This window comes from Sphingobacterium bambusae, assembly GCF_033955345.1.
In the GTDB taxonomy this organism is placed as follows: Bacteria; Bacteroidota; Bacteroidia; order Sphingobacteriales; family Sphingobacteriaceae; genus Sphingobacterium; species Sphingobacterium bambusae.
In genome coordinates, this window is the sequence record NZ_CP138332.1 from 273,939 (window position 1) to 286,750 (window position 12,812).

Here is a 12,812-nt window from a genome sequence, read left to right on the forward strand (position 1 = left end):
TTATCTTATTATCTGTATCCGTCGTTTTGGGTCAGAAATGGATTCGTGTCACGCGCACCCTGCGGTATCGGGTAAAGCTGCGCATAGCTATGCCAGGTGTTGGGCCGCAAAGCGCCCATAATGGTATCGGCCTTGCCCATACGTTTTATGCTGTACCAACGATCACCCAGCTCACAGAAAAATTCTATCTGGCGCTCTTTGAGTATGGCCTCTTCGATGTTTGCAGTTGTCGCCACGTCATTCAGCCCTGCACGGCGGCGGATCACATTCAGGTCTTCGCGTGCACCGGTTGTGTTGTTGCTGCGGAAACGGGCCTCGGCACGGATAAGGTATTGTTCGGCCAGCCGAAGCAACATGGGCAATTCTGTTCGCGTTAAAGAAACTGCCGTAGCTTGGTTAAAGTTGCGGAACTTATAGGGCTGAAATGTTTGCTTACCCGAGAGGTTGCTTTCTTTTACCCAGGCGGTTCTGCGCGCATCGCCTGCCTCAAATGCCGATAGCAGGTAGCTGGTAAGCTCGTAGTTGGCTACGGTGGATGTTGTTGTGGGCAAGAAGGTTGATCCTTCGACAGTGTATCCGTTGGTGGTGGCCACGGCAGGCCCCATTTGCAGGATAGCTTCTTTGGCATCTTTCAAAAATACATTGGCCAACTGTTCTTTGGGTAACAGGCTGTAGAGGTCGGTTTTAGCGATTACTTCTGTGGCATACTGCTCGGCTAGTGCATAGTTACCACTGTATAGGTATACGCGGGCCAGCAATGCCTTGGCGGCCGACCGGTTCACCTGGGAACGGCTATTGACATTGTTATTGCTTTGGTAGGTTTCGCCCACCTGATCTTTAGCTTCCTCTAGCTCGCTGGCCATCCAGGTGTAGATCTCCGTAGCAGGTACACGGGGCAACGTACTGGTGATATTGACATCGGTGGTATTGATCAACGGAACTGCGCCAAACATATTGATCAGGTGAAAGTAGCAATAGGCCCGCATCACGCGTGCTTCGCCCGTCATCTGTTGCACCGAGGCAGCAGGGATGGCTGCATTGTCCTTTAACCCTTCGATCACGCTGTTAAAACGATAGATCGCGGCATACACTTCTGACCACAGGCCGCTCATGCGGGTGGTCACGACGGGATCATATGTATTTTGCATAAAATCCTGAAACACGGTAGATCCTACAAAATCGATCTCGCCGGCGGCCATCGCGTTGAATTGTGTAAAATTCACGTTGAAAGCGCTGCTGGTGGTCACGGCGGTGTATGCACCTGCCAGTGCTGACTTTGCCGTGCCCTCAGATTTGAAGATCACGTCCGATGGTAATTCATTGGTAGGGGCATCAATTTCGATGAGCTTTTCGCAACTGCTCAAGCCCAGCCCGGCCAGCAATAATCCTATATATAATGTTGATTTTAATTTCATGATGATAACGTTAGAATGTAAATTGTAGCGTGCCGACAACCGTGCGGAGCGGTGGCAGGGATAGCCCTTGTGATTCCGGATCAAAGCCCACATAGTCTGTCACGGTGAAGAGGTTGTGCCCCTGCACTTGCAGGCGAAGGTTTTTAAAACGCAAACGCTCGACAAAAGTCCCCTTGATGTCGTATGACAGGCTTACATTCTTAAGCCTGATAAAGGATGCATCTACAATACTGGCCGATGAATAGGTATAGTTAGACCAAGCGGTGTAGGCATTGGTAAAATCTGCCGCCACCTGCAATTGCTCTGACGAACCTTGGCTCAGATAGTCCATTATGGGTGCTGCCGCAAAATTCGTCATGCCATAGCCCGGCGGGCTCCAAGACTGCGCCAATATGCTGCGGCCTTTTTGCTTGACAAATTGGAAGAGGAAATCCAACGTAAAGTTTTTGTAAGATATGGTATTGGAGAGCCCACCAAAATATTTGGGCAAGGTCGTGCCGGCTAGGTATCGATCGCCGAGGGCATAATCAACCAATCCGGTGCTGATCTTTCCGTCTTCGTTAAAATCGCGGAAGGCTGGCAATCCCGTAGCTTCATCAAAACCTATATATTCATAGGCATATAGCGGGTTCATCGGGTGTCCGATCACGAGTGATGAGGCGTAGGATGATGCCTTAATATTGGGATAATCGATCAGTTTATTCCGGTTCAGGGATAGGTTGAAGTCTGTGCGCCAACGGAACCCATCACGTTGGATATTGGTGCTTGACAGCGTGAATTCCCAGCCTTTGTTTTCTACGAGTGCAGGAAAATTGGCCTGGTAACTGTTCCATCCGGTCTGCGGGCTCACCAATTGGTTAACAAGTTGATTGCCGGAGCGGTTGCGATAGAATGCGCCGGTAAAGGATAGGCGGTCTTCGAACAAGCCCAGCTCGAGAGCTGCCTCAAATTTTGCCGTTTGCTCCCAACGGAAGGTGTTGTTGGCCAAGCGAGCGGGTACGAGGCTGGTGACACCGTTGAAAACATAGGAACTGGAGCCGTAGGAATCAAAGTATCCATAGTCGGCGATCTTGTCATTGCCCACCCAACCATAGCTGGAACGGATCTTGGCAAAACTGATCTGGGGAATAGATTTTAGGAAGTTTTCTTCGCTCATTATCCAGGCAGCACCCACAGAGCCAAAGTTTCCGAAACGTGCATTGGGTGCGAAACGGGACGAGCCATCGCGACGGAACGTTCCATTCACGATATACTTGCCATCCCAATTGTAGTTTAGACGGCCAAATATCGATGAATACTTGTATTCGCTGCTACGCTTAGAGATACTCATGGTGCGGGCGCTGGCTATGTTCTCCAAAAATTCATCGGAGGCAAAATCGTTGGCACTGATGTAAGATGGTTGGTTGGCCACACTGTGCTGCCAAGTAGACCCCAACATGGCGCTAAGCTTTCCTTTGGCAATATCCGTGCTATAATCTAGCTGTGGCTCTATCGAGTAGGTATCATTGACATTGTAGGCAAAGAAGCTATTGGACAAGCTGGTTGCCAAGCCCGGATCGAGGGCTGTTTTTGGCGTAAGACGCTTCTGGTCCATGTCCGATTTGCCATAGCCAAAGTTGGTCTTAAAATGAAGACCTTTCCAAAGGCGGTAGCCTAAGTTTAAGTTACCGATGAGGTTGGTCCCTTTATTTTTGACCACTTGGTTAAGCTGTGCCAATGGGTTGGCGGGCACGCCATAGCTTATTCCGCTCCAATATAGGCTGCCATCCTCATTGTACAAGGGGTAGTTTGGTGGCAGGTTGTAGGCTATCGATGTCTGATCAAGCAAAGCTACATTATTGTCATCTGCGGCATATATGGCCGAAAAGCCGAGGTTAAAGCGCTCATTGGCCGATTTGTGCTGCATATTAAAGTTTACAGCCGAGCGGTTGTAGCCTTGATCGCCGATAAAGACATTGCCCTCTTTATGGAATGTTCCGCTTAACCTAAAATTGGTACGTTGGTCGCCACCGCTAATCGAGAGGTTTGCGTCGGTAGATTGCGCGGTATTCCCGATGAGCAGCTTTTGAAAATCGGTGTAGGCCGTCTGATCCCAAGTGGTCAGGTCGAAAGCGTTTGTGCGTTCGGGTGTTGTATTGGCATTAGCCGCATTTGCGAAAGCTGTCCTACGCATAGCCAAGTATTGTTCGGTATTCATAGTTTCTACGAAATGGCTGACCTTGGCTACTCCATGCCGAAACAATCCATCCACCTGTGTACGACCGGCTTTACCTTTTTTCGTGGTGATCAAGATAACACCGTTTGCAGCTCTAGATCCATATATCGCTGTGGCATCGGCATCCTTCAAGATATCGACACTTTCGATATCCATCGGGTTGATCAGATTCAGGGGACTGGCTCCTCCCGAAGGGGCATTTGCACCGTTGAGGCCCGCACCTACCGTTCCGTTTATGGCATCAGACAGATAGGGTACGCCATCCACCACGATCAATGGCGCATTTCTATCGATGGTGCTGCCGGCCGTGATCAGTGAGTTTTGTCCACGGATGGTGAAGCGCATCGGGCTTCCGGGCAATCCATTGCTTTGTACAATCTGTACACCCGCGGCTCGCCCTTGCAGAGCATTAGCAAAGTTTGTTGCCGGCGTATTCATAATCTCTTCGGCCTTTATGGATACTGTTGACCCCGTATTGTTTCTACGCGTAGTGGTACCGTATCCCACAACGATAACCTCGTCCAAATTAGCCTGGTCAAGTTGCAACTCCAACTTCATCAATGCATTGCGTTGGCTTTTTTGTGCCACATTTTTATACCCCAAGTAGCGAAACTCAAGGGTATAGGAATCATCAACTACCCCGATATTAAAATAGCCGTTTTGATCGGTCTGCACGATATTTCCTGCTCGACGCACCGTTACAACTACACCTGCCAAAGGATTACCCTTTTCATCGATCACAACGCCTGACTGCACAAAGCCATTTTGATTCACGCCCTCGGGTATACCATTGCCTATTGTAACATCTTCTCCTTTTTTCGGGTTTCTCAATACGATGTATTGATTGTCAACGAAGTCAAAGGTTAGTTGATAGCTTGATAGCAACTGCTTCACAACGGATTCCAAACTACCTTCGTAGTTGCCGTTAACCAAGTTTTTAGTCTTCATATGCCCGTCATTGTAGACAAAACGAACATCAGCTTTCGCTTCAAGCGTCTTAAGTGCTTGTTGTAGCGAAGTATTGGTAAACTTGACTTTTACACGTTCGCGTAACACTTGTGCCTGCGCAGCCGATATAAGTAAAAGGAAGAAGAATAGTAAGCAGAAACTTCTGCTTCGTGACAAACGCGCCTTCCGGCTCTGTAACTCGCTTTTTACGCTTGTTTTTACAGAAACATAACGCGTCCATGTCAAATTTTTTTTATACATTTGATAGGTTAATTTGTTGAGTAAAATTAATAAGACCAAGATTTTTGCGGGGGTGTTGCGAGCATCTCCGCATTCTTATTTCTTAAGGTTGTTAGTTCATTTGTGTTTAGGGTTGATGTATTATCGCATTAAAAACAGCCTCCTCCTGTTAGTCTTATCGTATTGTCTGTCACTTTAAAATCGGCGTTGATCGATAAACTGAGTAATTTCAGTGATTTCTCTAGCGATTGATCGGTTAGGTCGGCCGTTACCTTACAGGATTTATATTCGCCAGTGTATCCTTCAAAGGATACATTAAACTTTTCCTCAAAACGTTTCATGATGTCTTCTACCGGTTCGGACACGAAATTCATGTCGTACTCGGTTCCCGCCGTCAACGTAGCCAGCTGCGCATCGGGTAGTGTGATGGATGGTTTACCCCATTCATCGGCTTTTGAGCGCAATGTTTCGTTAGCCTCTACTTTGTAGGCTTTTGCTTTGCCCATCCCTACCCCTTTTTTGGTTACTTCTACTGTTCCAGTCAGTACAGCCAGATCCAGCTCTCCGGTCTTCGGATCAACTTTCAGGTTGAAACTAGTACCTAATACTTTGGTGCTGTAGTCGGCCGCACGAATGATAAAAGGCCTGTCTTTGTCTTTACTGACCTCAAACAGGGCTTCGCCGATGAGTTCCACCTCGCGGATGCGCGAACCAAAGGCTTCCGGATACTTCAATTTGCTGTCGCCTTTAAGCCATACAATGGTTTGATCGGGCAATATGATTTTCTTGATTTGCTGTGCGGTGGATGCTGCAGAAATTATCTCTCCAGTTTTCCCTAACTCTGTACGAAAATAGGGCGAAAGCGTAAAGAACAATAAAATAGCGGCGGCCGCTGCTGCCACCCAACCTAGCTGTCGCAGGTTTCTACGCTTGCCAGTCTGCACCACCTCAGACTCCATGACATCCCTTACCTGCGCATACATTCGCTCTTTGAGCGCTGGTTCATCATCGCCATACCATTCCAGTTCCGCCGGCAACTCCTCATCATACCATGCGTTGAGCATGGCCTGCTCATCTGCTGTGAGCGAACCGGACTTCCATTTTAGGATCAAAAACTTAATATTTTCTGGAATGTTGGCCATTCTGATCTGTTTGTTCATATATATAGCGTGTAAAAATGGAGGGACTACGTACGCGAAAAAATATTATTTTTATTTTTTCTTTATATTCACAATCAAAAGCATAACGAAAGATCGATAATCTTACAAAAAAAACAACACATTGAATTTTTGTAGCGCTGTTTTAATGACACGCACGGCCTTGCTGATTTGCGTTTCAACGGTGCGGTGCGAAATATCCAGTTCTTGAGCAATCTGCTTGGCCGACAAGCCATCTTCTCGGCTCATTTTGAAGATCAAACGACATTTATCCGGTAATCCATCAACGATATCACGGATCTCGAGCTCAAGTTCGTGCAGCTCCATGCGCCCCATCTCGCTATCATCAATAGGCTGCTGCATGGGCAGCACATTATCCAACGAGAGATGCACCGATTGCTTTACATAACTATCAATAAAGCTGAGTATCTCGTAGCGCAATGCGCTGTATACATAGGCTTGAAATGTACCTCGTAGATTGATATTATTTCTCCTACGCCAAAGATTGATAAAGAGTGTTTGTACCACTTCTTCGGCATCACTTTGGTTATCGAGTTTATGCAGGGATTTCTTAATAAGATTCAGCCAATAGCGATCATAAAGCAACGCGAACGCAGCACAGCTCCCTTGCTGGCACAAGAGAAGCAATTCTTCGTCAGATTGTTCGGCTAAATTCACGTTTTCCTTATTTGAGCGTGTGTAAATATAGAGAATGTTTTGTAATGTACCTTCAAGCAAACTTTTCAAATACGAATAATCCCAATACCATCACCCAAACATCTCCTCCGCTATTTATTAGATTCCGAAGTAATGACGTAAGAAGGTAAATAGGCGTGAAGAACCATTAAATTCAAATATTTTTGCACAAATATTTATTTTACACTATTTTTTGAAAAAAAATGTATAATTTAAGAGCTTGTACCAGTACATCCATCATGCAAAAAATGCAGCATATAGCAATACAACTAGCCTATCCACGAAAAGGGACATGCAAGCTAACGTTTACTGCCTTATTGCCTCCATACCATTACGACATATTGAACCATGCTATTTTTGTATAAAACAAGAACAATGAAACACCTTATATCCATTTTTTCAATAAGCTTACTATCTTTTGCATCAGTCGCTCAAGACACCGTATTAAATTCCCTTGCCAACGAATACAAGCAGATTGTGCATCACGTTGATGGACACTTCGAAGGAGAGGCATGGTCAACGCTATTAAACGAAGTTCGCGCGCATAACCACGTATTAATCGGCGAAGATCACCACATTAACGAGGTTTTAGATTTTACACAGGCTATTGCTGAACATGGAACGTTTGACAACTACATTACGGAGTCTGACCAAGCTACTTTAAGAAGACTGGAGGCGCTAAAAACATTGGATAGCGAACAGTATAGAAAGAAAATAACACCCTTCAGGGAATATCTTGGCTTTTACGGTTTTGAAAAAGATAATGCATTACTCGATTTTTTTTGGAAAGAGGGCACACAGACTTTCGGTATCGATCAGGTCCTCCTTAACGGCGACGTCTTTTTGTATGATCAATTAATGGAGCTGGCGCAAACAGAACAAGCCAAGCTTCGCTATCAAAAATTGAAGAATCGATCTTTAAAAAATTGGATGATCTATAAAAAAAATCCCAATCAGACCCCGCCTTACAACTTTGATTCCATTCCACTACTTTTTGACGCCGAGTTAGCACAACAGCTCAACGAGCTGCTTCTTTCCGCTAGCTCGTTTAAGGAGCGTGAAATATTGGAAGAACTACTATTGAGCAACGATATCTATAGTCTCGCTGCCACGCCGGGGAAAGAGTACGATTCGCATGAAAAGCGAATTTCGGCGATGAAGAAAAAACTAATAATGCTCTACCCATCGCTTAGAGATAAGCGTAACCTCTATAAATTTGGTGCTAATCATTTGACGAAGTTTAAGAGTATAGGGCAAAATATGCCCGATGTGGGAAATCTAGTATACAATTTGGCAGATAGCGAAGAAGGAACGTCGCTACACCTTGCTATCATTCAAAAGCAGGGCGAGGCTGGATCTCTTTTTGAAGATAAGCAACAAACAAATGGCCTCTCCTTCTTAAAACCATTTTACGATCTATTTACCGAAACGCATGCTAGCGGCGACTGGCTTATGTTTGATCTACAAAAAATCAATCAAGCGTTGCGGAAGCAAAAAATAATATTGGAATCTACAGCGCTCAGAAATTATCTTGAAGGTTACGACTTTTTGATCATCTTTCCGCATGCTACTGCACAGAAAAAGCTATAATTAAGAACACTGCGCAGCTTAGTTATAGATTTCTTATTCTCGACATCACATTTCATAAGTCAGAGGCAGCGAATTGTAAATACAGGGAACAGTAATATTTATTAACGCCTAATTTAGGATAAAGGAAAATGGAATAGCTAAAGGGTAAGTAAACAAGATGTATTGTGTAGAAATTATGATTGAAATGAAGCATCGACAATGCAGGCTCCTCGCGATACTGTTATTTTTCGTGCCGTTCTATCTGCATGCAAATATGGCACAGCCCTATTTTGAGGGCTCGCATAATGCCGCACTGTATGGCCACAAAAACTGCAGTGTGCTAAGGGAAGTTATAGACATCGACGTCCGAAAAGATTCCCTTGAAGATCATCTTTATACCGTTTTTAAAGTGCACTACCACCTGCAATCGAACAACGAAGTAGACCTACCGCTTCTATTTCTTGCGTTGTCTTGGTCGGACACCCATGTTATAAAGGTTAACGGAAAAACTATTTCCCACCTGCCGTTGACGACTGCTAACGTTCAAGAGTTTCCTTTTATTACCAAAGGTAGAATGGAGAATAAAGAACAGTTTTATCAAGCTGCCTATAGCAAAAACGAATCCATCACCGTAAAACTAAAAGATCTGCTCTATTTTAAGGCTCCACTGCATAAAGGGACGAATGACATCTATATTGAGTATCGCGCAGATTTCGGCTTTCAAACCTATGGCTTTCTGAAAAATTATAGGCTTAAGTATTCACTCTATCCTTCGAAATTTTGGCAATCTTTTGGCCCTATAGCCGTCAACTTACACCTGAACGGCTTGGCAGAAATCACCCAGTCGAACCTTGGAAAGGCAAAAATAGAAAATGATGTGGTGAAATGGCAGTTATCGTCTTTTGACAACAATCTGGACATCACGATCAACCATCGCACCAATCTTCTCGGCAAAGCCCTTTTGTTGATCCAGCCGATCGGCATGGCTACATTGGCTTTCATTGGCTTATCCATTGCCCACGCCATGCTATTTAAGCGATTCAAGCGAACGAGAAATTGGATATTTTGGCTAGGCATTTTTGTACTTCCTGCGCTTTTCTATACCATTTTCCTTTTTTCTTATGATGTCATAGATCATGTCCTTGGCTATTCCTCGCGGCATGGCTACGTGTTTCTCTCTGTAGTTACCTATCCGCTATTGGTCATCGTGTATGGACTTTTATTCGCGATATGGAAGCGAAAACATCGTAATAATGAAAGTCCTATACTGTCTTAAGTCGGAACAAAAGAGGCTGTCAAAAAGTGATTAAATTTCCTCATCGCGAGAAGGAGGAACGACGATGACACAATCTTATAAAATAAAACTGCAGATTGCTTCGTCATACTTCCTCGCGATGACGCATTTTGAAGCTAATCGATCAGCTTTTTAGACGGCCTCAATAAAAGGTTGGAATGTAAAAGAAGCTGATCAGCCTACTTTAAGCCGTATTCCTCCAGCTTACGATAAAGCGTAGATAATCCAATTTCTAACAAACGTGCGGTTTCGGTTTTGTTACCGCCTGTAAGGTCCCATACCTTGCGAATATGTGCGCGCTCCATTGCGGCAAGCGAGAAGATGGAAGAACCGGAAGCTGTCTGCCCCATTAAATGGGTAATTTCCTGCGGTAGGTCTTCGATCTGCAGCTCATTGCCGGGCGCCGTTATGACGCTACGCTCTACCACGTTTTTTAGCTCCCTCACGTTCCCCTTCCAATTGTAAAGCTGCAAATGCTCTACATAGGCCTTGCTGAGTGTTAATTCCTTCCTCCCGATCTTCATCGCAAAACTCTGGGCAAAGACATTCGCCAATTGGGGAATATCACCTGCTCTTTCGCGCAGGGCGGGAAGCCGCAGTTGGAATGTCGATAGCCTGTAGTAGAGATCAGGCCGAAAATGCCCATTATCGATCTCTGTTTCCAAAATCCTATTGGTTGCGGCAATTACTCTGATATCCACTTTACTAACGCGTGTATCCCCAATTTTCAGGTATTCGCCCGATTCGAGTAAGCGCAACAATTTAGCTTGGAGATCAATGGCCATTTCACCGATCTCATCCAGAAACAACGTACCCTTGTCCGCCTCTTCGACCAATCCCTTTTTGTCTGCCAGCGCTCCCGTAAAAGCTCCCGCGCGGTATCCAAACAGCTCGCTTTCCAGCAGTTCCCTGCTGAAGGCCGAACAGTTGATGGCCACAAAGTTTCGATTCTGTCGCTGGCTAGCGAAATGTATTGCATTCGCAAAAACCTCCTTTCCGGTGCCGGTTTCTCCGAGCAATAGCACCGACGTTTCCAAAGGTGCTACCTTTTTTGAAAGTTCAATTGCCTTGAGCAGCAGTGGCGCGCTGCCAAGGATATTTTCAAAAGCATACTTTTTAAAAGCCTTCGCTTCGAGCTGCGCTACGCGTTTTGCAAGCGTCACTTTCTCTGAGGCGCGGTGAAGCAGGGGAATGATCTTTTGGTTATCGTCACCCTTTGTCAAGTAATCAAAAGCTCCTGACTTGATGGCCGACACCCCATCGGGAATGTTTCCAAAGGCCGTAAACAAGATGACCTCAGAAAATGGTTGCAGCTGTTTTATTGTTTCTATAAAGTGCAATCCGCTACCATCCGGTAGTTTGACGTCGCAAAGCACCACATCTACATCCTGTTGCTTAAGGATCGTGCGTGCCGATTTCAGACTTTCTGCTTCCAACACCTGAAAGCCTTCCCCCTCCACTCCTATTATCCTGCCCACCAATTGACGAAGCTTCTGTTCGTCATCTATTATCAAAACCTTGCTCATGAAGAATGTTTTAAGTAAAAGAAAAAGCGGCTCCCCGATCCAAAATCACTTTCGACGGCAATTTCACCACCTTGCCCCTCTATAAATTCCTTGCTAATACTCAAGCCTAATCCTGTTCCGCCAGTACGCGATCCAGGAACGCGGAAATATCGTTCAAAGATACGATCCATATATTTGGGTTCTATTCCCTGTCCATGATCCTTTACTTCAAATAGAATACGTCCCTTCTCTTTAGAAACCCCTATTTCGATAGAAGAGTGTTCATGCGAATAACGAATGGCATTGGAAATGAAATTTGTCAATACCCATGCCGTTTTTTCATTGTCGGCAAATACCGTGTCGACGTCCTGAGCTATGGCGACTTCCAGCAAGATCTGCTTTTGCTCTGCCGCAACACGATTTGCTTTTACAGCATATTCGACAATTGGTGTAACCTCGCTTTCATGAAGGTTCAGCTGAATAGCGCCGCTATCTACCTGTGCAATATTCAGTAACTCACCCGTAATGCTAAGCAGCCGCTCCGAATCTTCCTTGATACCCGTAATCAGGTCTCGCTGTTCATCGTTCAATGTGCCCACACGCTCGTTCTGCAGCAGCTGAACACTCATTTGGATTGCAGCTATCGGCGTCTTGAACTCGTGTGAAACCGTCCCGATAAAGTTGGTCTTTGCCAAATCCAATTCCTTGAACGGGGTAATATTCTTGAGCATGATCACTTGTCCGATATAGTTTGCTTCCTTTTCTCCGGTGGGTACAATATTGATGTCAATCACCTCCTTCTCGAAGTAGCTTTGCCGGCCATCGGCATATATTTTGAGGTTGGAAGTAAACTGCTGCCCCTCTGATGGCGAGGCGATATCTTTAAAAATATCGCGCAACAGATCATTTCCCATCGCCAGATCGCCCACATACTGGCCAAGCACCGCTGCTTCAGAAAGCCCCGTAATCCTGAGCGCCTGCTCATTCACAAATATGATGTTTCTTTTCTCATCCACAATGATTACCGGATCGTGCATATTCTCCACAAGCGCTTCGATACGTTTCTTGCCTTGCAGGATATCGTCCAACCTACTTTCTGAATACTCTTCCAACTTCTCGGCCATGCTGTTGAACGAAGAGGCCAGATCAGCAAATTCATTCCTCCCTTGAAAATGTACGCGCTCACGATAATTCTGCGCGGCAATCTGTTTGATACTATCTGTAAGCTTCGTGATAGGATCGGCAATATTCGAAGGCATATTGATGAGCAATGTAAAGGCGATTACAAAGCAAAGGGTTCCCGCGACGGCAATGATGATAATTGCATCTTCGGCGGTCTGATCGGCGACCCCACTTTTGCGCGAAATCGCATCCATATTCAGCTGCATGAGTCCGGTAATATCCTTTCGAATAGAAGACTTGAGGGCCTCATCAGCTAGGTTTTCCTGCAGTCGTTTAAAATGAGCTGCAATGTCCGCGGTGGTTTCACGCTCGCCAATTTCGGTAACGTTGCCCTGCTGCTTCTCCAGGTTTTCCTGAAAACGAAGAATAGCCCTATCATCTTGCGCAAATTCCTCTAAGGACAGCAGCATATTTCTGGAATACAACAAGGTATTATAGTTTGCCGTAAGGATGCTGCCCGTATCCTGCTTTAATTGGTTAATGTACCACCCGCTTAGGGCGGCCAGTAGAAAGACCATAAGGAATAAGGTACCTATACCCAGGGTCAGCTTTGTCTTTATTTTCATTTTCTTAACATTTATAATCTCGATA

General features: G+C 45.4%; 8 protein-coding genes. 2 read left to right on the top strand and 6 right to left on the bottom strand.

Going from position 1 to position 12,812, the window contains the following annotated elements; all coding sequences use genetic code 11:
- Nucleotides 1-8: 8 nt before the first annotated feature.
- The 4 genes from SCB77_RS01190 to SCB77_RS01205 form a co-directional block, all read right to left on the bottom strand.
- Complete coding sequence (locus SCB77_RS01190; protein ID WP_320184609.1) at nt 9-1,415, bottom strand: RagB/SusD family nutrient uptake outer membrane protein; 1,407 nt, start codon at nt 1,413-1,415, stop codon at nt 9-11.
- Between the two features lie 10 nt (nt 1,416-1,425).
- Nucleotides 1,426-4,839, bottom strand: coding sequence for a SusC/RagA family TonB-linked outer membrane protein (locus SCB77_RS01195; protein WP_320184610.1), 3,414 nt, complete (start codon nt 4,837-4,839; stop codon nt 1,426-1,428).
- Between the two features lie 128 nt (nt 4,840-4,967).
- On the bottom strand, nt 4,968-5,978 hold the full coding sequence (locus SCB77_RS01200; protein ID WP_320184611.1) for a FecR family protein: 1,011 nt from the start codon (nt 5,976-5,978) through the stop codon (nt 4,968-4,970).
- Between the two features lie 102 nt (nt 5,979-6,080).
- On the bottom strand, nt 6,081-6,653 hold the full coding sequence (locus SCB77_RS01205; RefSeq protein WP_320184612.1) for an RNA polymerase sigma factor: 573 nt from the start codon (nt 6,651-6,653) through the stop codon (nt 6,081-6,083).
- 393 nt (nt 6,654-7,046) lie between these two features.
- Between SCB77_RS01205 and SCB77_RS01210 the strand changes: the two genes are divergently transcribed.
- Together SCB77_RS01210 and SCB77_RS01215 are read left to right on the top strand one after the other, a co-directional pair.
- Nucleotides 7,047-8,261 (top strand): hypothetical protein, encoded by a 1,215-nt coding sequence (locus SCB77_RS01210; RefSeq protein WP_320184613.1) that lies wholly within the window; start codon nt 7,047-7,049, stop codon nt 8,259-8,261.
- 184 nt (nt 8,262-8,445) lie between these two features.
- A complete protein-coding gene (locus SCB77_RS01215) occupies nt 8,446-9,516 on the top strand; it encodes a hypothetical protein (RefSeq protein ID WP_320184614.1) in 1,071 nt (356 codons plus the stop codon).
- A 197-nt stretch (nt 9,517-9,713) separates the two neighbouring features.
- Here the strand turns inward: SCB77_RS01215 and SCB77_RS01220 are convergent, their stop codons facing one another.
- Nucleotides 9,714-11,060, bottom strand: a complete 1,347-nt coding sequence (locus SCB77_RS01220) for a sigma-54-dependent transcriptional regulator (RefSeq protein ID WP_320184615.1) — start codon at nt 11,058-11,060, stop codon at nt 9,714-9,716.
- Nucleotides 11,057-12,787: a HAMP domain-containing sensor histidine kinase gene (locus tag SCB77_RS01225; protein ID WP_320184616.1), complete on the bottom strand. Its 1,731-nt coding sequence runs from the start codon at nt 12,785-12,787 to the stop codon at nt 11,057-11,059. The genes SCB77_RS01220 and SCB77_RS01225 overlap by 4 nt, the downstream gene beginning before the upstream one ends.
- Nucleotides 12,788-12,812 lie beyond the last annotated feature (25 nt).

What these genes read in the sequence shown, in the direction of transcription:
- SCB77_RS01220 (WP_320184615.1), bottom strand. Translation starts at nt 11,060, where the DNA reads ATGAGCAAGGTTTTGATAATAGATGACGAACAGAAGCTTCGTCAATTG.
- SCB77_RS01210 (WP_320184613.1), top strand. Translation starts at nt 7,047, where the DNA reads ATGAAACACCTTATATCCATTTTTTCAATAAGCTTACTATCTTTTGCA.
- SCB77_RS01200 (WP_320184611.1), bottom strand. Translation starts at nt 5,978, where the DNA reads ATGAACAAACAGATCAGAATGGCCAACATTCCAGAAAATATTAAGTTT.
- SCB77_RS01195 (WP_320184610.1), bottom strand. Translation starts at nt 4,839, where the DNA reads ATGTATAAAAAAAATTTGACATGGACGCGTTATGTTTCTGTAAAAACA.
- SCB77_RS01225 (WP_320184616.1), bottom strand. Translation starts at nt 12,787, where the DNA reads ATGAAAATAAAGACAAAGCTGACCCTGGGTATAGGTACCTTATTCCTT.
- SCB77_RS01190 (WP_320184609.1), bottom strand. Translation starts at nt 1,415, where the DNA reads ATGAAATTAAAATCAACATTATATATAGGATTATTGCTGGCCGGGCTG.
- SCB77_RS01215 (WP_320184614.1), top strand. Translation starts at nt 8,446, where the DNA reads ATGAAGCATCGACAATGCAGGCTCCTCGCGATACTGTTATTTTTCGTG.